Raw genomic sequence first — 22,951 nt, forward strand, 5'->3', positions numbered from 1 at the left:
GTCTCCCCTTACCTGGAACCTTTCTTCTTCGGTGCGGGTGCCTGAGCCTGCTGCTTCTGCTTGGCACGCACCTCTTCGATGCCCCCGAGGATTTCGCCCTTGAAGATCCACACCTTGACGCCGATGACGCCGTAGGTGGTGTGTGCTTCATAGGTGGCGTAATCGATATCGGCACGCAGCGTGTGCAGCGGCACGCGACCTTCGCGATACCACTCGGTACGCGCGATCTCGGCACCACCCAGACGACCGGAGAGCTGTACCTTGATGCCGCCGGCACCCAGACGCATGGCGTTCTGGACGGAGCGCTTCATGGCACGGCGGAACATCACGCGACGCTCGAGCTGACCGGCGATATTCTGCGCGACCAGAGCGGCGTCGAGTTCCGGCTTGCGGACTTCCTCGATGTTGACGTGCACCGGCACACCCATCATCTGGGTGACATCCTGGCGCAAACGATCGACGTCCTCGCCTTTCTTACCGATCACGATGCCCGGACGAGCAGTGTGGATGGTAATGCGGGCGTTGTTGGCCGGACGCTCGATGGTGATGCGGCTCACGGAAGCGTTCTTCAAACGCTCCTCGAGAAAACGACGCACTTCCAGATCGTTGTTCAGCTTGTCGGCATAGGCACCGCGCTCGGCGTACCAGACCGACGTATGGTCTTTAACGATGCCGAGACGAATCCCGACTGGATTGACTTTCTGACCCATCTGGTCGACTCCTACTTCTCGGCTACCTTGACGGTGATGTGGCAGGTGCGCTTCAAAATGCGATCCGCACGGCCTTTGGCGCGCGGCTGAATGCGCTTGAGCGTCATGCCCTCATCGACACAGATGGTCGAGACACGCAGCTCGTCGATGTCCATGCCGTTGTTTTCTTCCGCATTGGCAATCGCGGACTGCAGCACCTTCTTGACCAGCTTGGCGGCCTTCTTGGGGGAGAAGGTCAGCACGTCGAGCGCTTCGGCGACCGGCTTACCGCGCACCTGGTCAGCCACCAAACGGGCCTTCTGGGCGGACAAGCTAGCGCCACGCAACTTAGCAGCGACTTCCATCTCTTAATCCTCTTGGCTCAGCGTTTGGCTTTCTTGTCCGCCGCATGACCGCGATAGGTGCGGGTAGCAGCAAACTCGCCCAACTTGTGGCCGACCATTTCCTCGGAGACATGCACCGGGACGTGCTGGCGACCGTTATGTACCGCGATGGTGAGCCCGACCATGTTGGGCAGGATCATCGAACGACGCGACCAGGTCTTGATCGGTTTGCGATCGTTCTTTTCCGCGGCGACTTCGACCTTCTTCAACAGATGAAGGTCGATAAAGGGACCTTTCTTCAGTGAACGTGGCACAGCCGTTACCTCTTAATGTCTGTTACTTGGACTTGCGGCGACGAACGATGAGCTTGTCGGTACGCTTGTTCTTGCGGGTCTTGTGGCCCTTGGTGGGGATACCCCACGGGCTGACCGGGTGACGACCACCGCTGGTGCGGCCTTCACCACCACCGTGCGGGTGATCCACCGGGTTCATCGCGACACCGCGAACGGTCGGGCGCACCCCTCTCCAACGTTTCGCACCGGCCTTGCCCAGTTGACGCAGGCTGTGCTCAGAGTTACCGACTTCGCCCAGTGTGGCGCGGCACTCGGACAGTACGCGACGCATCTCGCCGGAGCGCAGACGCAGCGTCGCGTAGTTGCCTTCGCGAGCGACCAGCTGTGCGCTGGCACCGGCGCTGCGTGCGATCTGCGCACCCTTGCCCGGCTTCAGTTCGATGCAGTGCACCGTAGAGCCGACCGGGATGTTACGCAGCGGCAGCGCATTGCCGCGCTTGATGGAAGCATTGACGCCGGACTCCACCACGTCGCCGGTCGTCAGACCTTTGGGCGCGATGATGTAACGACGCTCGCCGTCCATGTACTTCAGCAGCGCGATGTTGGCGCTACGGTTCGGATCGTATTCGACGCGCTCGACGACGGCGTTGATGCCATCCTTGGTGCGCTTGAAATCGATCACGCGATAATGCTGACGATGGCCACCACCGACGTGACGCGTGGTGATGCGGCCATTGTTGTTACGACCACCCGACTTCGACTGCTTCTCGGTCAGTGCCGCATGGGGACGCCCTTTGTAGAGCTCGCCATTGACGACCTTGACCAGGTGACGACGGCCGGCGGACGTGGGTTTTGTCTTGACTACTGCCATGATCCGTACTCCTGCCTTACTCGGCGCCAGAGAAGTCTTCGAGCGTCTCGCCCGCAGCCAGGGTCACGTACGCCTTGCGGTAACCCTTGCGCAGACCAGTGCCGAAGCGAGTGCGTTTGGTCTTGCCCTTGACGTTGAGCACCTGCACGCCGGCAACCTTCTTGCCGAACAGCGCCTCGACGGCTTTCTTGATCTCGGGCTTGGTCGCGTCCTGGGCTACCTTGAACACGTACTGATTGTTCTCGGCGGCGAGCGCGGCCTTCTCGGTCATGTGAGGTCCGAGCAGAACCTTGTATACGCGTTCCTGGTTCATCCCAGCTTCTCCTCGAATTTACGCAGAGCGGAGACGGTCATCAGCACCTTGTCGAAGGCGATCAGGCTGACCGGATCGGCGGCCGCAGCATCGACGACATCGACGTTGGGGATGTTGCGGGCGGCCAGGTAGAGCTTCTCGTCGACTTCTTCGGTGACGATCAGGCCTTTTTCGATACCCAGCTCGTTGAGCTTGCCGACCAGCTGCTTGGTCTTCGGCGCGTCGACGGTGAACGCATCGACGAGCACCAGACGCTCCTGGCGAACCAGCTCGGACAGGATCGAACGCATGGCCGCGCGATACATCTTGCGGTTGACCTTCTGCGTGTAGTCCTGCGGACGAGCAGCGAAGGTCACGCCACCGCTACGCCACAGCGGCGAGCGAATGGTGCCGGCACGAGCGCGACCGGTGCCCTTCTGGCGCCACGGCTTCTTGCCACCGCCGCGCACGTCGGAACGGTTCTTCTGGGCGCGAGTGCCCTGACGGCCGGCCGCCAGGTAAGCGGTCACGACCTGGTGCACCAACGCTTCGTTGAATTCTTTGCCAAAGGTCTCTTCGGACACTTCGACGGTGCCTGCGGCACCAGCGAGATTCAGATTCATCGGTCTCAGTCCCCTCAGCGAGCTTTCACGGCACTGCGCACAACGACATCGCTGCCGGGTGCACCGGGCACGGCGCCCTTGATCAACAGCAGGTTGCGCTCGGCATCGATGCGCACCACTTCCAGACTCTGGACGGTGACACGCTCGTTACCCAGCTGACCGGCCATCTTCTTGCCTTTGAAGACACGACCCGGGGTCTGGCACTGACCGATGGAACCCGGCGCACGGTGGGACAGGGAGTTACCGTGGCTGTTGTCCTGGGTACGGAAGTTCCAGCGCTTGACCGCGCCTTGGAAGCCCTTACCTTTGGAGCTGCCGGTCACATCGACCTTCTGACCAGCTTCGAAGAGGGATACGGTGAAGGAACCGCCGACTTCCGGCGTTTCGTCGCTTTCAGCGAGACGAAACTCCATCAGGGAGCGGCCAGCCTCGACACCTGCCTTGGCGTATTGACCAGCAATCGCCTTGGTGAGGTGCTTGGCTTTGCGGGAGCCAGTTGTCACCTGAACGGCACGATAGCCATCAGACTCGACGGTCTTGACGGCAGCGATGCGGTTAGGCTCAACCTCGATCACGGTTACGGGCACGGATGCGCCATCTTCGGTGAAAACGCGGGTCATGCCCGCTTTTTTACCGACCAAACCGATAGTCATGTTCAGTCTCCTATAGTGTACGGGGCTATCACCCGCTATGGCTGCCCTTTCCAGAGCATTCCACTAGCACATTGTGTGGCGTCTCACGACGCGGCGGCGGCTGTTGAACTCAGCGACCGCAAGTGTCTAGTGTTGGTTTCAGTCGAGTTTGATCTGCACGTCAACGCCAGCGGCGAGATCGAGCTTCATCAGCGCGTCGACGGTCTTTTCCGTCGGCTCGACGATGTCGAGAACGCGCTTGTGCGTGCGAATTTCATACTGATCACGCGCGTCCTTGTTGACGTGCGGCGAAATCAGAATGGTGTAACGCTCGCGATTCGTCGGCAGCGGAATCGGACCACGCACCTGAGCGCCAGTGCGCTTGGCTGTGTCCACGATCTCCTGAGCCGACTGATCGATCAGCCGATGGTCAAACGCTTTCAGCCGAATGCGAATCTTCTGGTTCTGCATTTACCTTATGCTCCACTGGATGCTGACGGCGCGAGCCGTCGACCCACGCGTTCAAAGGACGCGCATTATAGGGGTGGCCCTCATCGACTGTCAAACGAGGGCCACCAAATACTCGAAAACGAGTATCCATAAAAAAAGGGGCGCCTAAGCGCCCCTTCGGTGCCGGGCAATTCGCGAGGCGAATTACTCGACGATTTTTGCGACGACGCCGGCGCCGACGGTACGACCGCCTTCACGGATGGCAAAGCGCAGGCCGTCTTCCATGGCGATCGGCGCGATCAGCGTCACGACCATCTGGACGTTGTCGCCCGGCATGACCATCTCGACGCCTTCCGGCAGTTCGCAAGTACCGGTCACGTCAGTCGTACGGAAGTAGAACTGCGGACGGTAGCCCTTGAAGAACGGCGTGTGACGACCACCTTCTTCCTTGGACAGCACGTAGACTTCGGCTTCGAACTTGGTGTGCGGCTTGATGGTGCCCGGCTTGGCCAGAACCTGACCACGCTCGACGTCATCACGCTTGGTACCACGCAGCAGCGCACCGACGTTCTCGCCCGCGCGACCTTCGTCGAGCAGTTTGCGGAACATCTCGACACCGGTAACGGTGGTCTTGGTGGTGTCGTGGATACCGACGATTTCGACTTCGTCGCCAGTCTTGACGATGCCGCGCTCGACACGACCGGTTACGACGGTACCGCGACCGGAGATCGAGAACACGTCTTCGATCGGCATCAGGAACGGCTGGTCGATCGCACGCTCCGGCTCCGGGATGTACTCGTCGAGCGACTTGATCAGGTTGGCGACGGCGGTGGTACCCATGCCGTTGTCATCCTTGCCTTCCAGCGCCATCAGCGCGGAGCCGATGACGATCGGGGTGTCGTCACCCGGGAAGTCGTACTCGCTCAGGAGTTCGCGAACTTCCATTTCGACCAGCTCGAGCAGCTCTTCGTCATCGACCATGTCAGCCTTGTTCAGGAACACGACGATGTACGGAACGCCGACCTGACGCGACAGCAGGATGTGCTCGCGCGTCTGCGGCATCGGGCCGTCGGCAGCGGAACAGACCAGGATAGCGCCGTCCATCTGGGCAGCACCGGTGATCATGTTCTTGACGTAGTCAGCGTGTCCCGGGCAGTCGACGTGCGCGTAATGGCGAACCTCGGACTGGTACTCGACGTGAGCGGTCGCGATGGTGATACCGCGCTCGCGCTCTTCCGGAGCGTTGTCGATGGTGTCGAATTCACGCCAGTCGCCGCCGAAGACTTCCGCGGAAACACGAGTCAGAGCCGCCGTCAGAGTCGTTTTACCGTGGTCGACGTGACCGATGGTGCCGACGTTGACGTGCGGTTTGGAGCGTTCAAATTTTTCCTTAGCCACTGCTATAACCTCTTTACGTTAGCTAACGGTTAACCGTTCTGATTGATGACGGCATCAACGACGCTGGAGGGCGCCTCTTCGTAATTCGCAAACTCCATGGTGTAGCTTGCGCGTCCCTGGGTCTGAGAACGCAGATCGGTTGCATAACCGAACATCTCAGCCAACGGAACCGTGGCGCGGATGATCTTGCCGGAGGAAGAGTCATCCATGCCCTGGACTAGACCGCGGCGGCGGTTGAGGTCACCCATGACGTCACCCATGAAGTCCTCAGGGGTCACGACTTCGACCTTCATCACCGGCTCGAGCAACACGGCCTTGGCCTTACGAGCGCCTTCCTTGATCGCCATGGACGAGGCGACCTTGAACGCAGTCTCGTTGGAGTCCACGTCGTGATAGGAACCGTCGAACAGCGTCACCTTGACGTCGATCATCGGGTAGCCCGCGATGACACCATTCTTGAGCTGCTCGTAGGCTCCTTTTTCGACGGCCGGCACGTACTCTTTGGGTACGGCACCGCCGACGATCTCGGACGCGAACTTGAAATGAACCTCTTCCTCGTCCTCGCCCTTGTCCGCTTCGGTCAGCGGTTCGATCCGCAGCCAGACGTGACCGTACTGACCGCGACCGCCCGACTGGCGAACGAACTTGCCTTCCTGTTCGACCGACTGACGGATGGTCTCGCGATAGGCAACCTGCGGCTTGCCGATGTTGGCCTCGACCTTGAACTCGCGACGCATGCGGTCAACGATGATGTCCAGGTGAAGCTCACCCATGCCGGAGATGATCGTCTGGCCGGTTTCCTCGTCGGTCTGCACGCGGAAAGAGGGATCTTCCTGCGCAAGCTTGCCGAGCGCGACGCCCATCTTTTCCTGATCGGCCTTCGACTTCGGCTCGACCGCAACGGAGATGACCGGCTCCGGGAACTCCATGCGCTCGAGAATGATCTTGTCATTCAGGTCGCACAGGGTGTCACCGGTGGTGACGTCCTTCAGGCCGATACAGGCGGCGATGTCGCCAGCGTAGACTTCCTTGATCTCCTCACGCGAGTTGGCGTGCATCTGGACGATACGTCCGACGCGCTCCTTCTTCGCCTTGACGGAGTTGAAGACGCTGTCGCCGGACTTCAGAACGCCGGAATAGACGCGCATGAAGGTCAGCGTGCCGACGAACGGGTCGGTCGCGATCTTGAACGCCAGCGCCGCGAAGGGCGCACTGTCGTCCGCTTCACGCGTGGCGATCGTGCCGTCCTTGTCATCGAGCTCACCTTCGATCGCCTTGACCTCGGTCGGCGACGGCAGGTATTCGATGACGCAGTCGAGAACCGCCTGGACGCCCTTGTTCTTGAACGCGGAGCCACAGGTGACCAGAACGATCTCGTTAGCCAGCGTACGCGCGCGCAGACCGGCCTTGATCTCTTCTTCCGAGAGCTCGCCCTCTTCGAGGTACTTTTCCATCAGCTCTTCGGTGGCTTCGGCAGCCGCCTCGACCATCTGCTCGCGGTACTTCTCGGCGGTCTCCTGCAAGTCGGCCGGAATGTCGACCAGCTCGTAGTTCATGCCGAAGTTGTCTTCGTCCCAGAGAATGGCCTTCATCTTGATGAGGTCGACCACGCCCTTGAACTCGTCTTCCGCGCCCCAGTTGATCTGGATCGGCACGACGTTCGCGCCCAGACGGTCCTTCAGCTGGTCCAGAACCATGTAGTAGTCGGCACCGGCACGGTCCATCTTGTTGACGAACACCATGCGCGGAACTTCGTACTTGTTGGCCTGGCGCCAGACGGTTTCCGTCTGCGGCTGCACGCCGGAGGAGCCACACAGCACGACGACCGCGCCATCGAGAACACGCAGGGAACGCTCGACTTCGATCGTGAAGTCAACGTGTCCTGGCGTATCGATGATGTTGATGCGGTGCTCGTCGAACTGCTTGCTCATGCCCTGCCAGAAGCAGGTCGTCGCCGCGGAGGTGATCGTGATGCCACGCTCCTGCTCCTGCTCCATCCAGTCCATGGTGGCGGCGCCTTCATGCACTTCGCCAACCTTGTGGGACAGACCGGTGTAGAACAGGACACGCTCGGTAGTCGTAGTCTTACCAGCGTCGACGTGGGCAACGATACCGATATTGCGATAACGCTTGAGTGGTGTCTTGCGTGCCACGATGGAAGTCCCCGTTGTTTAGAAGCGGTAGTGTGAGAAGGCCTTGTTGGCATCTGCCATGCGGTGCACGTCTTCACGCTTCTTCACGGCAGCGCCTTTGCCTTCGGCGGCGTCCAGCATTTCGCCGGCGAGACGTTGCACCATGGTCTTTTCACCGCGACTGCGAGCCGCGTCCACCAGCCAGCGCATGGCGAGCGCCTGACGGCGGGACGGGCGAACCTCGACCGGCACCTGGTAGGTCGCACCGCCGACACGGCGGGATTTGACCTCGACCATCGGCTGAATGGCTTCCAGTGACTTGTCGAAGATGTCCAGCGGCGCTTCGCTACTACGCTCGGCAACCCTGTCCAACGCACCGTAGACGATGCGCTCAGCTACGGACTTCTTGCCGCTGACCATCAGATGGTTCATGAATTTCGCGAGACGCTCGCTTCCGAACTTCGGATCGGGAAGGATTTCGCGCTTCGCGGCAACTCTTCTTCTTGGCATGATAAGCCCTCGATGCTAAGGGTCGTTCAGGTAAACCCGGCAGCGCTCATCGCCGATTGGCGATAGCGGCCGACCTTACTCTTATCGGACCGATAATGAGTGTGACAAACGCCCCGGCATCAAGCCTTGGGACGCTTGGTGCCGTATTTGGAACGGCCCTGTTTACGGTTCTGGACACCGGAAGTGTCAAGAGCACCGCGGACGGTGTGATAGCGCACACCCGGCAAATCCTTGACGCGGCCGCCACGGATCAGGACCACGGAGTGCTCCTGCAGGTTGTGGCCTTCACCGCCGATGTAGGAACTGACTTCATAGCCGTTGGTCAAGCGCACGCGGCACACCTTACGCAGAGCCGAGTTCGGCTTCTTCGGCGTAGTGGTGTAGACGCGGGTGCAGACCCCACGACGTTGCGGGCAAGCCTGCAGCGCCGGCACGTCGCTAGTCTCGACGGGGCGCTTGCGCGGCTTGCGCACGAGCTGGTTGATCGTTGCCATATGTTTAGCTGACTCCAATGGGTTGCCTTGCCTTACGCGCACAACGGTTGTACCGCCCCACACATAAAGGCTGCGCATTCTAATCAGTTGTCGCGAGAGCCGTCAAGGCCGCCCACCCGAAGGGTGAGCGGCCCCGGCATCACGACTTACAGGTCGTCGTCATCGGCATCGAGCGCGGTGAGCTGAGCGCCCAGTTCCTGCTCGACATCGAACGCCGACGGGGCAAGCGTGAGTTCGGACTCCTCGCGCTTGCGACGCCGCTCGTCGTGGTGGGCAAGGCCGGTACCGGCCGGGATCAGACGACCCACCACCACGTTTTCCTTCAGGCCACGCAGGTAATCGCGCTTGCCGGTCACTGCCGCCTCGGTCAGCACGCGAGTCGTCTCCTGGAACGATGCCGCGGAGATGAACGACTCGGTGGCCAGCGAGGCCTTGGTGATACCCAGCAGCAGGCGGTCGTACTTGGCCGGGAACTTCTCTTCCTGCTCGAGGCGAGCGTTCTCTTCCAGCACGCGCACCAGCTCGACCTGGTCACCCGGGATGAGCGTCGAATCGCCCGCGTCCAGAATTTCGACCTTGCGCAGCATCTGACGCACGATGACTTCGATGTGCTTATCGTTGATGCTCACGCCCTGCAGACGATAGACGTCCTGGATCTCGACGGTGATGTACTTGGCCAGCTCCGCGACACCCAGCAGTCGGAGAATGTCGTGCGGGTTGCTCGGACCGTCGGAGATGACTTCACCCCGTTCGACCGTTTCACCCTCGAACACCCCGATCTGGCGCCATTTCGGGATCAGCATCTCAAGCGGATCACCCTCTTCCGGCGTGATCGTCAGACGACGCTTGCCCTTGGTCTCCTTGCCGAACGAGATCGTACCGCTGATCTCGGCGAGGATGGACGGCTCCTTCGGCTTGCGCGCTTCGAACAGATCGGCGACGCGCGGCAGACCACCGGTGATGTCCTTGTTACCGGACGCTTCCAGCGGGATACGGGCGATGACTTCACCGACACCGATCTCCGTGCCGTTCTCTACCGACACGATCGCGCGGCCCGGCAGCAGGTACTGCACCGGCGTATTGGAGCCCGGCAGAGTGACGTGCTTGCCGTCGTCGCCCACCAGCATGATCATCGGTCGCTTGTCGCGGCCGGACGTCGGGCGAGCGGCAGCTTCGATCACCTCGATGTTGGACAGGCCGGTCATCTCGTCGACGGTACGCGTAACGGTCATGCCGTCGGTCATATCCGTGAACTGCGCCTTGCCCTTGACCTCGGCAACGACCGGGTGGGTGTGCGGATCCCACTTCGCCACCACCTGGCCACCGCCGACCTCGTCACCGTCCTTCACCGACAGCTCGGCACCGTAAGGCAGCTTGTAGTACTCGCGCTCGCGGCCGTGGTCGTCGGCAACGGCCAGGGCGCTGGAACGGGACACGACGATCAGCTTGCCGTCGGCACGCTCGACCGACTTGATGTTGTGCAGACGCACCGTGCCGCCGTGCTTGACCTGCACGCTGTCGACCGCCGAGGCACGCGATGCCGCCCCACCGATGTGGAACGTACGCATGGTCAGCTGAGTACCCGGCTCGCCGATCGACTGAGCCGCGATGACGCCGACCGCCTCACCGATGTTGACCTGGTGACCGCGCGCAAGATCGCGACCGTAACAGGCCGAGCAGACGCCGTGTGCGGTTTCACAGGTGATCGTCGAACGCACCACGATCTCGTCGACACCCATGGTGTCGAGCTTTTCGCACCAGGCTTCATCCAGCAGCGTACCGCGCGGAATCAGCACGTCGTCGGTCTGCGGATCGACCACGTCCTGGGCCACGACACGACCCAGTACGCGCTGCGCCAGCGAAACGATGACGTCGCCGCCCTCGATGACCGGGTGCAGCGTGAGGCCCTGTTCGGTACCACAGTCCTGCTCGGTGATGACCAGATCCTGCGCCACGTCGACCAGGCGGCGGGTCAGGTAACCGGAGTTGGCCGTCTTCAGTGCCGTATCCGCCAGCCCCTTACGCGCACCGTGCGTGGAGATGAAGTACTGCAGTACGTTCAAGCCTTCACGGAAGTTGGCGGTGATCGGCGTCTCGATGATCGAGCCATCCGGCTTGGCCATCAGGCCACGCATACCGGCGAGCTGGCGAATCTGCGCCGCGCTACCACGTGCGCCGGAGTCGGCCATGATGAACACGCTGTTGAACGAGTCCTGCTCGACCTCGTTACCATCGCGATCGGTCACGGTCTCTTTCGAGATACCCGCCATCATCGCCTTGGCCACCTTGTCGTTGGCCTTGGACCAGATATCGATGACCTTGTTGTACTTCTCGCCCGCGGTCACCAGACCGGAGGAGAACTGATCCTCGATCTCCTTGACCTCTTCCTCGGCCGCGTCGACGATTTCCGCCTTCGCATCCGGAATGACGAAGTCGTTGACGCCGATCGAAGCGCCCGACCAGGTCGCCAGACGGAAGCCGGTGTACATCAGCTGGTCGGCGAAGATGACCGCGTCCTTAAGGCCGGCACGACGGTAGACCTCGTTGATCAGCCCGGAGATCGCCTTCTTCTTCATCGGACGGTCGACCAGCTCGAACGGCATCCCTTTCGGCAGAATGCGGAACAGCAGCGCACGACCGACGGTGGTCTCCTTGATCGAGGTGCGCTCGGTCAGCTCGCCGCTGCCGTCTTCCTCGTCGGAAAGCGTCTCGGTCAGACGCACCTTGACCCGCGCGTGCAGCGACACGTTCTGGGTCGCGAAGGCGCGATCCAGCTCGTTGAGGTTGGCGTACGCCTTACCTTCGCCCTTGGCACCGATCCGCTCGCGGGTCATGTAGTAGAGACCCAATACCACGTCCTGCGACGGCACGATGATCGGCTCGCCGTTGGCCGGCGACAGCACGTTGTTGGTCGACATCATCAGCGCGCGCGCTTCGAGCTGGGACTCCAGCGTCAGCGGCACGTGGACGGCCATCTGGTCACCGTCGAAGTCGGCGTTGTAAGCCGCACAGACCAGCGGGTGCAGCTGAATCGCCTTGCCTTCGATCAACAGCGGCTCGAACGCCTGGATCCCCAGACGGTGCAGCGTCGGTGCACGGTTGAGCAGCACCGGGTGTTCGCGGATGACGTCGGCGAGGATGTCCCACACCTCCGGCAGCTCGCGCTCGACCATTTTCTTGGCCGCCTTGATCGTGGAGGCCTGGCCGCTTGCCTGCAGCTTGGAATAGATGAACGGCTTGAACAGCTCGAGCGCCATCTTCTTCGGCAGACCACACTGGTGCAGACGCAGCGTCGGGCCGACGGTGATGACCGAGCGGCCGGAATAGTCGACGCGCTTGCCCAGCAGGTTCTGACGGAAACGCCCCTGCTTGCCCTTGATCATGTCGGCGAGCGACTTGAGCGGACGCTTGTTGGAACCGGTGATGGCACGACCGCGGCGACCGTTGTCGAGCAGCGCATCGACCGACTCCTGCAGCATACGCTTCTCGTTGCGCACGATGATGTCCGGCGCATTGAGGTCAAGCAGACGCTTCAGGCGGTTGTTGCGGTTGATCACTCGGCGGTAGAGATCGTTGAGATCCGAGGTCGCGAAGCGGCCACCGTCCAGCGGCACCAGCGGACGCAGGTCCGGCGGCAGTACCGGCAGCACTTCCATGACCATCCACGCCGGTGCGTTGCCGGACTTGTAGAAGGCTTCCAGCAATTTGAGACGCTTGGAAAGCTTCTTGATCTTGGTGTCGGAGTTGGTCTGCGGAATCTCCTCGCGCAGACGCTCGATCTCCTCTTCCAGATCGATATCCTTGAGCAGCGCCTGAACGGCTTCGGCGCCCATGCGTGCATCGAAGTCGTCGCCGAACTCTTCCAGCGCCTCGAAGTACTGCTCGTCGTTGAGCAGCTGGCCGCGCTCGAGGGTGGTCATGCCCGGATCGATGACCACGAAGGACTCGAAATAGAGCACGCGCTCGATGTCACGCAGGGTCATGTCCAGGAACATGCCGATGCGCGACGGCAGCGACTTCAGAAACCAGATGTGCGCGACCGGCGAAGCCAGCTCGATGTGACCCATGCGCTCACGACGCACGGCTGCCTTGGTGACTTCGACGCCACACTTCTCGCAGATGATGCCGCGATGCTTCATGCGCTTGTACTTGCCGCACAAGCACTCGTAATCCTTGACCGGCCCGAAGATCTTGGCGCAGAACAGACCGTCACGCTCAGGCTTGAACGTACGGTAGTTGATGGTCTCCGGCTTCTTGACTTCGCCGTAGGACCAGGAGCGAATCATCTCCGGCGACGCGAGAGTAATCTTGATCGCGTCGAACTCGTCAGATTGCGCCTGTGACTTGAGGACTTTCACCAAATCTTTCATGGGATCGCTCCGTTGCGGAGTTGTCATGAGCGGGGCGTCGACCTATTTCGCCGCCCCGCAAACCGTCGCTTTCGATCGACTGTGCCGGTCTCAGCTTTCCAATTCGATGTCGATACCCAGCGAGCGGATCTCCTTCACCAGCACGTTGAAGGATTCCGGCATACCGGCCTGCATGGTGTGGTCGCCATCCACGATGCTCTTGTACATCTTGGTACGACCCTCGACGTCATCCGACTTGACGGTGAGCATCTCCTGCAGGGTGTAGGCCGCGCCGTAGGCTTCCAGCGCCCACACCTCCATCTCACCGAAGCGCTGTCCGCCGAACTGCGCCTTGCCGCCCAGCGGCTGCTGGGTGACCAGAGAGTAGGAGCCGGTGGAGCGTGCGTGCATCTTGTCGTCGACCAGGTGGTTGAGCTTGAGCATGTACATGTAGCCCACGGTCACCGGACGATCGAACGACTCGCCGGTACGGCCGTCGTAGAGCGTCATCTGGCCGGAGTCCGGCAGGTCGGCGAGCTTGAGCAGATGCTTGATCTCGTGCTCCTTGGCACCGTCGAACACCGGTGTCGCGATCGGCACACCGCCGCGCAGGTTCTTCGCCAGGGTGATGATCTCGTCATCGGTCAGGGAGTCGATGTCTTCCTGACGCGTCTCCTGGGTGTTGTAGACCTGCTTCAGGAACTCGCGAATCTCGCCGAGCTGCTGCTCGCGGGCATCCCGCAGCATGCGGTCGATCTTGACCCCGAGCCCGTGCGCGGCCATGCCGAGGTGGGTCTCGAGAATCTGACCGACGTTCATGCGCGACGGTACGCCCAGCGGGTTGAGCACGACGTCGACAGGCTGACCGTTGTCGTCGAACGGCATGTCCTCGATCGGCATGATCGCGGAGATGACACCCTTGTTACCGTGACGACCGGCCATCTTGTCGCCCGGCTGGATGCGACGCTTCACCGCCAGGTAGACCTTGACGATCTTGAGCACGCCCGGCGCCAGGTCGTCGCCCTGGGTCAGCTTGCGCTTCTTGTCCTCGAAGCGCTCGTCCATCTCCTTGCGGCGATTCTCGAGCTGCTCGTCGGCCTGGGCCAGCAGCTCGTTGAGCGCCTCGTCCTGCATGCGCAGCTTGAACCACTGCTGACGCGGCAGCTCGTCGAGGTAGTCTTCGCTCAGCTCGTCGCCCTTCTTGAGCTTCGGGCCGCCGTTGACCGGCTGGCCGTCCAGCGTGCGCTTGAGGCGTTCGAAGGTGGCGTCTTCGGCGATGCGGTAGGTCTCCTGCAGGTCACGACGCACCTCGTCGAGCTGCTGCTGCTCGATGGAGAGCGCACGCGAGTCCTTCTCCACGCCGTCGCGAGTGAAGACCTGAACGTCGATGACAGTACCGCGCATGCCGGTCGGCGCACGCAGCGAGGTGTCCTTCACGTCGGACGCCTTCTCGCCGAAGATCGCGCGCAGCAGCTTCTCTTCCGGCGTCAGCTGGGTTTCGCCCTTCGGCGTCACCTTGCCGACCAGGATGTCACCGGCGCCGACTTCGGCACCGATGTAGACCACGCCCGCCTCGTCCAGCTTGGAGAGGGCCGACTCACCGACGTTGGGGATGTCGGAGGTGATCTCTTCGGCGCCCAGCTTGGTGTCGCGCGAAACGCAAGTCAGTTCCTGAATGTGGATCGTGGTGAAACGATCGTCCTCGACCACACGCTCGGAGACGAGGATGGAGTCCTCGAAGTTGTAACCATTCCACGGCATGAACGCGAGACGCATGTTCTGGCCAAGCGCCAGATCGCCCATGTCGACGGACGGACCATCGGCCAGAATGTCGCCGCGCGCGACGATGTCGCCGGGGCTGACGATCGGCCGCTGGTTCTGGCACGTGTTCTGGTTGGAGCGCACGTACTTGGTCAGGTTGTAGATATCGACGCCGGCTTCGCCGCCGATGATCTCGTCTTCGTTGATCCGCACCACGATACGCTTGGCATCGACCGAGTCGATCACGCCACCGCGGCGAGCCACGGCGCAGACGCCGGAGTCACGCGCCACGAAACGCTCCATGCCGGTACCGACGAGCGGCTTGTCCGCACGCAGGGTCGGCACTGCCTGACGCTGCATGTTCGCCCCCATCAGGGCACGGTTGGCGTCATCGTGCTCGAGGAACGGGATCAGCGCCGCCGCGACGGACACGACCTGGCGCGGAGAGACGTCCATCAAGGTCACCTTGTCCGGTGCCATGAAGGTGGTCTCGCCCTTGTGACGAACCTGGACCAGATCGTCGACCAGCCGATTGGACTCATCCACGGTCGCCGAAGCCTGGGCGATGATGAAGTCGCCCTCCTCGATCGCCGACAGGTGGACGACTTCATCGGTCAACTGGCTGTCCACGACCTTGCGGTACGGCGTTTCGAGAAAGCCGTAGCTGTTGGTCTTGGAATAGGTGGCCAGCGAGTTGATCAGACCGATATTCGGACCTTCCGGCGTCTCGATCGGGCACAGACGACCGTAGTGCGTGGCGTGAACGTCACGCACTTCGAAACCGGCACGCTCACGGGTCAGACCGCCCGGCCCAAGCGCGGAGACGCGGCGCTTGTGGGTGACCTCGGAGAGCGGGTTGTTCTGGTCCATGAACTGCGACAGCTGCGAGGAGCCGAAGAACTCCTTGACCGCGGCCGCCACCGGCTTGGCATTGATCAGATCCTGCGGCATCAGGCCTTCGCTCTCCGCCATGGAGAGACGCTCCTTCACCGCACGCTCGACGCGTACCAGACCGACACGGAACTGGTTCTCGGCCATCTCGCCGACGCAACGGATGCGGCGGTTGCCGAGGTGGTCGATGTCGTCGACTTCGCCGAAGCCGTTACGAATATTGATCAGCTCACGCAGGACATCGAGGATATCCTGGTTGTCGAGCACGCCGGAGCCGGTGTCCGACTCACGACGCAGACGACGGTTGAACTTCATCCGGCCAACGCCCGACAGGTCGTAGCGATCTTCGGTGAAGAACAGGTTGTGGAACAGCGTCTCGGCCGCTTCTTTGGTCGGCGGCTCACCGGGACGCATCATGCGATAGATCTCGACCAGCGCTTCCAGACCGGAACGCGTCGTGTCGATCTTCAACGTGTCGGAGATGAACGAACCAGCGTCCAGGTCGTTGGTGTAGAGCGTCTCGAGCTGCTTGATGCCGCCCTGCCCCAGCTTCTCGACCAGCTCCGGCGTCAACTCGGTGTTGCACTCGCAGATCAGCTCGCCGCTGTTGGCGTCGACCTGATCCTTGGCCAGCGTCTTGCCGAACAGATAGTCCATCGGCACCTGCAGGCGCTCGAGACCGGCACTCTCCATCTGGCGGATGTGCTTCTGGGTGACACGACGGCCTTCCTCGACGATGACGTTACCGTCATTGTCCTTGATGTCGAAGGTCGCGGTCTCGCCGCGCAGACGCGACGGCACCAGCTCGACGTAGACACCATCCGGCTCGATGTGGAAGGTGCTGGTGTCGAAGAAGGTCTCGAGGATCTCCTCGGCGCCCATGCCGAGCGCGCGCAGCAGAACGGTCGCCGGCAGCTTGCGGCGACGGTCGATACGCACGAAGACATTGTCCTTCGGGTCGAACTCGAAATCCAGCCAGGAGCCGCGGTAAGGAATGATCCGCGCGGAGTAGAGCAGCTTCCCGGAGGAGTGGCTCTTGCCCTTGTCGTGATCGAAGAACACGCCCGGCGAGCGATGGAGCTGGGAGACGATGACACGCTCGGTACCGTTGACGACGAAGGTACCGTTCTCGGTCATCAGGGGGATTTCCCCCATGTAGACTTCCTGCTCCTTGATGTCCTTGATGGCCTTGTTCGACGACTCTTTGTCGTAGATGATCAGGCGCACCTTGACGCGCAGCGGTGCCGAATAGGTCACGCCGCGGAGCTGGCACTCCTTGACGTCGAACGCCGGCGTGCCGAAGCGGTAGCTAACGTACTCGAGCGCCGCATTGCCGGAAAAGCTCTCGATCGGGAACACGGACTGAAAAGCCGCATGAAGGCCGGTGTCGAGACGCTCTTCGGGCGCCCGGTCCTGCTGGAGGAAGTCGTAATAGGAATCAAGCTGGATGGCCAGCAGGTAGGGCACATCCATTACTTGAGGCAGTTTGCCGAAATCCTTGCGGATGCGTTTTTTCTCAGTGTATGAGTAAGCCATCTGTATTCCCCAGCTTGTTCACCATGGGTGACCGGTGCGTGGTCGGCGCTCCCCAACGGGAATGACCCCGTTAGGCGCTGACGGCAAGCCTCCCGAAAAGGGAGCTCGCCGTCGGAATTCGTCTAGTGGCTTCGACCCCGAGTCGGGAATATCCTCGGCCAGGAGTCTCGATGCCAGGCTAGCAAAAACAGAAAAAGGCCGGCAGCGGGTAGGCCCGCCACCAGCCGTGGCGCTTACGCAGCGCGTGAAGCCGTGAACACAGGGTTACTTGAGCTCCACGGAGGCGCCAGCTTCTTCCAGCTTCTTCTTGGCTTCTTCCGCGTCTTCCTTGGACAGACCTTCTTTCAGGGTAGCCGGTGCACCGTCGACGGCGCCTTTGGCTTCCTTCAGACCCAGACCAGTAATTTCGCGAACGACCTTGATGACGTTGACCTTCTTGTCACCGGCAGCGGTCAGAACCAGTTCGAACTCGGTCTGCTCTTCGGCAGCCGCACCGGCATCACCAGCACCCGGGCCAGCGACAACGGCAGCAGCAGCGGAAACGCCGAACTTCTCTTCCATTGCAGAAACCAGTTCCGCAACTTCCATCACGGACATTTCGGCAACGGCGTTGATGATGTCTTCTTGAGAAAGTGCCATTTTCAGATTCCTAAACTTTGCGGAGCCCCTGTCGAATTCGTCCAGGGCCTCGTTGATTCAACGGTCGACTTGAAGCGAAAGCGAAAGCGCCAATCAGGCGGCTTCTTCTTCCTGCTTCTTGTCGCGCAGTGCCGCGAGGGTACGGGCCAGCTTGCCGGCAGAAGCTTCCTTCATGACGGACATCAGCTTGGCCAGCGCTTCCTCGTAAGTCGGCAGGGTCGCCAGACGATCGATGTTGGCGGCCGGGATCATCTCGCCTTCGTAGGCCAGCGCCTTGACTTCAAAGTTCGACTGCGACTTGGCGAACTCCTTGAACAGCCGCGCGGCAGCGCCGGGGTGCTCGTAGGAGAAAGCCAGCAGCGTCGGGCCAGTGAACGTCTCGTTGAGACATTCCCAGGAAGTGCCTTGCAGGGCGCGACGTGCCAGCGTGTTGCGGACAACACGCAGTTGCACGCCATTCTCGCGAGCCTGTTTGCGCAGATCGGTCATTGCGCTGACAGTCACGCCGCGAGAGTCGGCAACTACGACGGAAAGAGCGTCCTTGGCCGCATCACTGACCTCGGCAACAATCGCTTTTTTGCCTTCGAGAGCTAGTGGCACAGTGGTTACTCCTTCGTGCCGGGGCGAACGTGTCGCTACCCGGTGGTTACCATCTCTTCCACGCTAACGGCCGTGGAAGTCTTGGATGATGGCTGCACACCGCAAGCGGCGAGCCACACCATCTGCGCAGGCGCCTCGGAGAAACCCGAGGCATTAAGCCGGCAGCTCACCGACACCTGCGGTCTTTGACGGTGCCCCGCCCCACTTCGTCTTCGAAAAGACGACGCACGGGGACCGCAAAGTTATTGCTCGGACGCCGATCACGCGTAAGCGCTGTGATCGACGGTCAGACCCGGCCCCATGGTGCTGGACAGGGTCATCTTCTTGAGATAGATACCTTTCGACGTGCTCGGCTTGAGACGCTTCAGGTCATTGACCAGCGCATCCAGGTTGCCTTTGAGCGCATCGGCGGAGAAATCGATCTGGCCGATGGAGGCGTGAATGATGCCGTTCTTGTCGGTACGGAAACGGACCTGGCCTGCCTTGGCGTTCTTGACGGCAGTCGCCACGTCAGGCGTGACGGTGCCGACCTTCGGGTTCGGCATCAGACCACGCGGACCGAGAATCTGACCCAGCTGGCCGACGACACGCATGGCATCCGGCGCGGCGATCACGACGTCGAAGTCCAGGTTGCCCTTCTTGACTTCATCGGCGAGCTCGTCCATGCCGACGACATCGGCACCGGCTTCTTTCGCCGCTTCGGCCGCGTTGCCTTGGGCAAACACAGCCACTCGGACATCCTTTCCGGAACCGTTAGGCAGCACCGTGGCGCCACGCACGACCTGGTCGGATTTACGCGGATCGACGCCGAGATTGATGGCGACTTCCACCGCTTCCTTGAACTTGACGGTCGAGACTTCGGAAAGCAGCGCAACGGCTTCTTCCAGCGAATAGACCTTGCCCGGCTCGACTTTCTCGCCAATCATCTGAGCGCGCTTCGAGAGCTTTGCCATGATCAGAGGCCCTCCACGTTGAGGCCCATGCTACGGGCACTACCAGCAATGGTACGAACGGCGGCGTCGAGATCGGCAGCCGTCAGATCCGGCTCCTTGGTCTTGGCGATCTCTTCGAGCTGCTCACGCGTCACGGTGCCGACCTTGGTCTTGTTCGGCACACCGGAACCGGACTTGATGCCCGCAGCCTTCTTCAGCAGCACAGCTGCCGGCGGCGTCTTGGTGACGAACGTGAAGCTACGGTCGCTATAGACCGTGATGACGACCGGCGTCGGCAGACCCGGCTCGATATCCTGAGTCGCTGCGTTGAACGCCTTGCAGAACTCCATGATATTGACGCCGTGCTGACCCAGCGCGGGACCGACGGGCGGACTCGGGTTGGCCTTGCCAGCTGCAACCTGCAGCTTGATGTAGGCCTGGACTTTCTTAGCCATGAGAGACTCCTGTTGGGTACGAACGCCTTGCGGCTCCCCGTTTGGGTCGGCCTAGGCCGACACTGACAACGCGACGCTCGATGAGCGTCGCGGAAAATTCGATATCGAGCAGCGACCGGTAGCCGCGGAACTCAGTCCTTGACGACCTGCACGAACTCGAGCTCCACCGGCGTCGAGCGCCCAAAGATCAGCACGCTGACCTGCAGCCGGCTCTTTTCGTAGTTGACCTCTTCGACGACACCATTGAAGTCGGCAAAAGGACCGTCGACGACGCGGACCGTCTCGCCCGGTTCGAAGAGCGTCTTCGGGCGCGGCTTGTCGGTACCGTCCTTGACACGATTCAGAATCGCTTCGGCTTCCTTCGGGGTGATCGGCGCAGGCTTCTCGGGCGTTCCGCCGATGAACCCCATGACACGCGGCGTCTCGTTGACCAAATGCCAGGTCCGCTCGCTCATCTCCATCTCGACCAGCACATAACCGGGATAGAACTTGCGCTCGCTCTTGCGACGCTTGCCGTCACGCATCTCGACGACTTCCTCGGTCGGCACCAGAATCTCTCCAAACTGGTCTTCGACCTCGTAAAGCTTGACGCGCTCCTTGAGAGAACGCATGACCTGCTTCTCGAACCCGGAATAGGCGTGAACGACGTACCAACGCTTGGACATGAAAACTCCTAGCCAATGATTCCGGACATCGCCCAACCGAGGACGGTATCGATGATCCACAGCAGCAGGCCGACGATCAGCACGGCGGCCAGAACGATCAGCGTCGTCTGCACCGTTTCCTGTCGCGTTGGCCAGACAACCCGCTGAATCTCGCGCTTGGAACCCTTGGCAAGATCCATCAGCGCCTTGCCCTTGGCGGTCGTCAGCGCAATGGCAGCGGCGATGCCGCAGACAACCACGACGCCCAGTACGCGGTACAGGAGCGCCTGATCGGCGAACCAGGCATTACCACCGACCGCGACGGCAAGCAGCAGCACCACGACAACCCATTTAGGTATATCGAAGCGAGACTCCTGCACCTCGGCGTTGTGCTTCATGAAAACTCCTCAACTCAAGGCGCGACAACCGAACATGACAAGGTATCAATATCAGCCAGCCTGGGGAAGACTGGCAGGCCAGGAGGGAATCGAACCCCCAACCTGCGGTTTTGGAGACCGCTGCTCTGCCAATTGAGCTACTGGCCTGTATTTACACATCCGAGAAGCACCCGGAAATTTGGAGGGCGCTATGATAGCGAAGAATGCCTGAAAAAAGCAATCCCGACAGCCTTTTCTCTTACCACCAAAAAAGCGAGCCTTGGCTCGCCTTTCCACACCACCTGACGAAGACATGGAGCTCATGGACGGATTTGAACCGTCGACCTCACCCTTACCAAGGGTGTGCTCTACCCCTGAGCTACATGAGCCTTACCGTCACGCCAAAGTGGAGCGGGTAGCGGGAATCGAACCCGCACCATCAGCTTGGAAGGCTGAGGTTCTACCATTGAACTATACCCGCCTACCCGCTCTGTTTCCGGCTTGTTGAAACAGACCGGCAATGCTTGCTGCATAAATCTGGTGGAGGGGGAAGGATTCGAACCTTCGAAGCTTTCGCGGCAGATTTACAGTCTGCTCCCTTTGGCCACTCGGGAACCCCTCCTCACCGGCGGCAAATTCTACATTGCCGCGCATCGATGTCAAGCATCTGTTTTTGCTGCGATAACAGCCCTGACGATCGATAGCCTTGCGCTCAAAGCGGGGCGCATTGTGTCAAACGCACATTGGAATTGCAAGCGCGCCTTCCGCCTTTTTGCGCATCCCACGGCAAAAGATCTTCCTGCGCTCATGAAGGGCGAATACTGATCTCTCCGCCGGTCAACGCGCGCGTCTCGCCGTCGAGCGCGACTAGCAGGTTGCCACTGGAGTCGACGCCCTGGGCCTCGGCTTCATATTCCTGACGACCCTGATGGACGCGAACATGACGCCCAGCGTAAGCGTGGCGAGCGTTCCAGGCTTGCTGCCAGGCGGGAAATCCGGTTCGCTCGAAAGCCGGTAGCAGCGTCAGCAGTGACTCTATCAACCCTGCGGCCAGCGCATTTCGCGACGGAGGCGGTGTCAGCACATCGGTGAGCGCAGCAGCTGGCTGCCCCGCCGCCAGACGTCCATTTTCACTCAATCCGACGTTGAGCCCGATGCCAATGACCACTTCACAAGGCCCTTCGACATCTCCGGTCACCTCGAGCAAGATCCCGGCCAGCTTGCGCCATTCACCATCGACGCGGAGCAGGACATCGTTTGGCCACTTTAGTGCGACCTCCGCCCCCTCCCGTTCGAGGAGTTCGGCCAGCGCCACACCCACGGCCAGACTCAAACCTTCCAGAGCGACCACGCCACCCTCGAAGCGCCAGCCGAGGGAGAATATCAGACTCCGCCCCCAGCTCGTGCTCCAGGATTTGCCACGGCGCCCCCGACCGGCCGTCTGACTCTCGGCCAGACATACCTCGGCATGCCCCGCCCCCTGGCGAAAGCGGTCGCGCAAGAATGTATTGGTAGAGTCCAGCACGTCTTCAATGAAGAGGCGATGAAGGCGCCTTCTCGGATCGGCTGCAAGCTGAGACACGATCCGGCTGCCCTCGAGCGAGTCCAGCGACTCGATCAGGCGGTAGCCTCGCCCCTTGACTGCCTCCAGGGGCAGATCCATCGCTTCGAGCTTCTTGAGCTGCTTCCAGACGGCAGTTCGGGAGACGCCCAGTGTATCGCCCAGCTCCTGGCCGGAGTGAGTGTTACCGTCCCCTAAAAGCCGAATCAGGTCACCGATACCCATCGAGTTAGCCTACCGATAAAATCCGTCATTCTAGCGAAATTCCGTCAGCATCGATAACGCTCGAGTTCGCCCGCAAAAATCCCCGACTCGGTTCGACGAAACCGGGAAGGCGGAAGTCACCGGTAGGATTGGGGCACGCTGGGGCACTCAAAACGACATCGCCCGGCGTGGCCGGGCGATGAGAGGAGCGATGTGAGGGACGAGATCGTGACTGAAGCCGCCTGCCGCTGGCCGGCAGGCGCCGTGATCGATC

General features: G+C 61.2%; 21 protein-coding genes and 4 tRNA genes. All 25 read right to left on the reverse strand.

Annotated features, from left to right (window positions below):
* Window positions 1-8: 8 nt before the first annotated feature.
* Complete coding sequence (gene rpsC / locus IE125_RS18390; protein WP_189446148.1) at window positions 9-710, reverse strand: 30S ribosomal protein S3; 702 nt, start codon at window positions 708-710, stop codon at window positions 9-11.
* Window positions 711-721: 11 nt separating this feature from the next.
* The gene (gene rplV / locus IE125_RS18395) at window positions 722-1,054 is read right to left on the reverse strand and encodes a 50S ribosomal protein L22 (RefSeq protein ID WP_035470378.1); all 333 of its coding nucleotides are present in this window, start codon (window positions 1,052-1,054) and stop codon (window positions 722-724) included.
* Window positions 1,055-1,071: 17 nt separating this feature from the next.
* Window positions 1,072-1,347, reverse strand: a complete 276-nt coding sequence (gene rpsS, locus IE125_RS18400; RefSeq protein WP_035470375.1) for a 30S ribosomal protein S19 — start codon at window positions 1,345-1,347, stop codon at window positions 1,072-1,074.
* Window positions 1,348-1,369: 22 nt separating this feature from the next.
* A complete protein-coding gene (gene rplB, locus IE125_RS18405; RefSeq protein ID WP_189446149.1) occupies window positions 1,370-2,197 on the reverse strand; it encodes a 50S ribosomal protein L2 in 828 nt (275 codons plus the stop codon).
* A gap of 16 nt (window positions 2,198-2,213) precedes the next feature.
* Window positions 2,214-2,510, reverse strand: coding sequence for a 50S ribosomal protein L23 (gene rplW / locus IE125_RS18410; protein ID WP_189446150.1), 297 nt, complete (start codon window positions 2,508-2,510; stop codon window positions 2,214-2,216).
* Window positions 2,507-3,112, reverse strand: a complete 606-nt coding sequence (gene rplD / locus IE125_RS18415; RefSeq protein WP_189446151.1) for a 50S ribosomal protein L4 — start codon at window positions 3,110-3,112, stop codon at window positions 2,507-2,509. The genes rplW and rplD overlap by 4 nt, the downstream gene beginning before the upstream one ends.
* A gap of 14 nt (window positions 3,113-3,126) precedes the next feature.
* On the reverse strand, window positions 3,127-3,765 hold the full coding sequence (gene rplC, locus IE125_RS18420) for a 50S ribosomal protein L3 (protein ID WP_189446152.1): 639 nt from the start codon (window positions 3,763-3,765) through the stop codon (window positions 3,127-3,129).
* 138 nt (window positions 3,766-3,903) lie between these two features.
* Window positions 3,904-4,215 (reverse strand): 30S ribosomal protein S10, encoded by a 312-nt coding sequence (gene rpsJ, locus IE125_RS18425; RefSeq protein WP_035470365.1) that lies wholly within the window; start codon window positions 4,213-4,215, stop codon window positions 3,904-3,906.
* Between the two features lie 183 nt (window positions 4,216-4,398).
* Window positions 4,399-5,592 (reverse strand): elongation factor Tu, encoded by a 1,194-nt coding sequence (gene tuf, locus IE125_RS18430; protein ID WP_189446153.1) that lies wholly within the window; start codon window positions 5,590-5,592, stop codon window positions 4,399-4,401.
* A gap of 29 nt (window positions 5,593-5,621) precedes the next feature.
* A complete protein-coding gene (gene fusA, locus IE125_RS18435; RefSeq protein WP_189446154.1) occupies window positions 5,622-7,745 on the reverse strand; it encodes an elongation factor G in 2,124 nt (707 codons plus the stop codon).
* 18 nt (window positions 7,746-7,763) lie between these two features.
* Window positions 7,764-8,234 carry a 30S ribosomal protein S7 gene (gene rpsG, locus IE125_RS18440; RefSeq protein ID WP_189446155.1) on the reverse strand — a complete coding sequence of 157 codons (471 nt, stop codon included), beginning with the start codon at window positions 8,232-8,234 and terminating at the stop codon, window positions 7,764-7,766.
* Window positions 8,235-8,353: 119 nt separating this feature from the next.
* On the reverse strand, window positions 8,354-8,728 hold the full coding sequence (gene rpsL, locus IE125_RS18445) for a 30S ribosomal protein S12 (RefSeq protein WP_189446156.1): 375 nt from the start codon (window positions 8,726-8,728) through the stop codon (window positions 8,354-8,356).
* Between the two features lie 146 nt (window positions 8,729-8,874).
* Window positions 8,875-13,098, reverse strand: a complete 4,224-nt coding sequence (gene rpoC, locus IE125_RS18450; protein WP_189446157.1) for a DNA-directed RNA polymerase subunit beta' — start codon at window positions 13,096-13,098, stop codon at window positions 8,875-8,877.
* Between the two features lie 90 nt (window positions 13,099-13,188).
* Window positions 13,189-17,265 carry a DNA-directed RNA polymerase subunit beta gene (rpoB, locus tag IE125_RS18455; protein WP_189446158.1) on the reverse strand — a complete coding sequence of 1,359 codons (4,077 nt, stop codon included), beginning with the start codon at window positions 17,263-17,265 and terminating at the stop codon, window positions 13,189-13,191.
* A 264-nt stretch (window positions 17,266-17,529) separates the two neighbouring features.
* The gene (rplL, locus tag IE125_RS18460) at window positions 17,530-17,904 is read right to left on the reverse strand and encodes a 50S ribosomal protein L7/L12 (protein WP_189446159.1); all 375 of its coding nucleotides are present in this window, start codon (window positions 17,902-17,904) and stop codon (window positions 17,530-17,532) included.
* A gap of 93 nt (window positions 17,905-17,997) precedes the next feature.
* Window positions 17,998-18,504: a 50S ribosomal protein L10 gene (gene rplJ / locus IE125_RS18465; protein ID WP_189446160.1), complete on the reverse strand. Its 507-nt coding sequence runs from the start codon at window positions 18,502-18,504 to the stop codon at window positions 17,998-18,000.
* Between the two features lie 260 nt (window positions 18,505-18,764).
* On the reverse strand, window positions 18,765-19,457 hold the full coding sequence (rplA, locus tag IE125_RS18470; RefSeq protein WP_189446161.1) for a 50S ribosomal protein L1: 693 nt from the start codon (window positions 19,455-19,457) through the stop codon (window positions 18,765-18,767).
* Window positions 19,458-19,459: 2 nt separating this feature from the next.
* Window positions 19,460-19,891 (reverse strand): 50S ribosomal protein L11, encoded by a 432-nt coding sequence (gene rplK / locus IE125_RS18475; protein WP_189446162.1) that lies wholly within the window; start codon window positions 19,889-19,891, stop codon window positions 19,460-19,462.
* Between the two features lie 131 nt (window positions 19,892-20,022).
* Complete coding sequence (nusG, locus tag IE125_RS18480; protein WP_189446163.1) at window positions 20,023-20,556, reverse strand: transcription termination/antitermination protein NusG; 534 nt, start codon at window positions 20,554-20,556, stop codon at window positions 20,023-20,025.
* Window positions 20,557-20,564: 8 nt separating this feature from the next.
* Window positions 20,565-20,933: a preprotein translocase subunit SecE gene (secE, locus tag IE125_RS18485; RefSeq protein ID WP_189446164.1), complete on the reverse strand. Its 369-nt coding sequence runs from the start codon at window positions 20,931-20,933 to the stop codon at window positions 20,565-20,567.
* 71 nt (window positions 20,934-21,004) lie between these two features.
* Window positions 21,005-21,080, reverse strand: a tRNA-Trp gene (locus IE125_RS18490).
* 146 nt (window positions 21,081-21,226) lie between these two features.
* Window positions 21,227-21,301 (reverse strand) — tRNA-Thr (locus IE125_RS18495).
* 18 nt (window positions 21,302-21,319) lie between these two features.
* A tRNA-Gly gene (locus tag IE125_RS18500) sits at window positions 21,320-21,393 on the reverse strand.
* 57 nt (window positions 21,394-21,450) lie between these two features.
* Window positions 21,451-21,534: transfer RNA gene (locus IE125_RS18505), tRNA-Tyr, on the reverse strand.
* 183 nt (window positions 21,535-21,717) lie between these two features.
* Complete coding sequence (locus IE125_RS18510) at window positions 21,718-22,698, reverse strand: biotin--[acetyl-CoA-carboxylase] ligase (RefSeq protein ID WP_189446165.1); 981 nt, start codon at window positions 22,696-22,698, stop codon at window positions 21,718-21,720.
* Window positions 22,699-22,951 lie beyond the last annotated feature (253 nt).

The organism is Salinicola rhizosphaerae (assembly GCF_014652715.1).
In the GTDB taxonomy this organism is placed as follows: domain Bacteria; phylum Pseudomonadota; class Gammaproteobacteria; order Pseudomonadales; family Halomonadaceae; genus Salinicola; species Salinicola rhizosphaerae.

What these genes read in the sequence shown, in the direction of transcription:
- rpsC (WP_189446148.1), bottom strand. Translation starts at nt 710, where the DNA reads ATGGGTCAGAAAGTCAATCCAGTCGGGATTCGTCTCGGCATCGTTAAA.
- rplV (WP_035470378.1), bottom strand. Translation starts at nt 1,054, where the DNA reads ATGGAAGTCGCTGCTAAGTTGCGTGGCGCTAGCTTGTCCGCCCAGAAG.
- rplB (WP_189446149.1), bottom strand. Translation starts at nt 2,197, where the DNA reads ATGGCAGTAGTCAAGACAAAACCCACGTCCGCCGGCCGTCGTCACCTG.
- rplW (WP_189446150.1), bottom strand. Translation starts at nt 2,510, where the DNA reads ATGAACCAGGAACGCGTATACAAGGTTCTGCTCGGACCTCACATGACC.
- rplD (WP_189446151.1), bottom strand. Translation starts at nt 3,112, where the DNA reads ATGAATCTGAATCTCGCTGGTGCCGCAGGCACCGTCGAAGTGTCCGAA.
- rplC (WP_189446152.1), bottom strand. Translation starts at nt 3,765, where the DNA reads ATGACTATCGGTTTGGTCGGTAAAAAAGCGGGCATGACCCGCGTTTTC.
- rpsJ (WP_035470365.1), bottom strand. Translation starts at nt 4,215, where the DNA reads ATGCAGAACCAGAAGATTCGCATTCGGCTGAAAGCGTTTGACCATCGG.
- rpsG (WP_189446155.1), bottom strand. Translation starts at nt 8,234, where the DNA reads ATGCCAAGAAGAAGAGTTGCCGCGAAGCGCGAAATCCTTCCCGATCCG.
- rpsL (WP_189446156.1), bottom strand. Translation starts at nt 8,728, where the DNA reads ATGGCAACGATCAACCAGCTCGTGCGCAAGCCGCGCAAGCGCCCCGTC.
- rpoC (WP_189446157.1), bottom strand. Translation starts at nt 13,098, where the DNA reads ATGAAAGATTTGGTGAAAGTCCTCAAGTCACAGGCGCAATCTGACGAG.
- rpoB (WP_189446158.1), bottom strand. Translation starts at nt 17,265, where the DNA reads ATGGCTTACTCATACACTGAGAAAAAACGCATCCGCAAGGATTTCGGC.
- rplL (WP_189446159.1), bottom strand. Translation starts at nt 17,904, where the DNA reads ATGGCACTTTCTCAAGAAGACATCATCAACGCCGTTGCCGAAATGTCC.
- rplA (WP_189446161.1), bottom strand. Translation starts at nt 19,457, where the DNA reads ATGGCAAAGCTCTCGAAGCGCGCTCAGATGATTGGCGAGAAAGTCGAG.
- rplK (WP_189446162.1), bottom strand. Translation starts at nt 19,891, where the DNA reads ATGGCTAAGAAAGTCCAGGCCTACATCAAGCTGCAGGTTGCAGCTGGC.
- nusG (WP_189446163.1), bottom strand. Translation starts at nt 20,556, where the DNA reads ATGTCCAAGCGTTGGTACGTCGTTCACGCCTATTCCGGGTTCGAGAAG.
- secE (WP_189446164.1), bottom strand. Translation starts at nt 20,933, where the DNA reads ATGAAGCACAACGCCGAGGTGCAGGAGTCTCGCTTCGATATACCTAAA.
- IE125_RS18510 (WP_189446165.1), bottom strand. Translation starts at nt 22,698, where the DNA reads ATGGGTATCGGTGACCTGATTCGGCTTTTAGGGGACGGTAACACTCAC.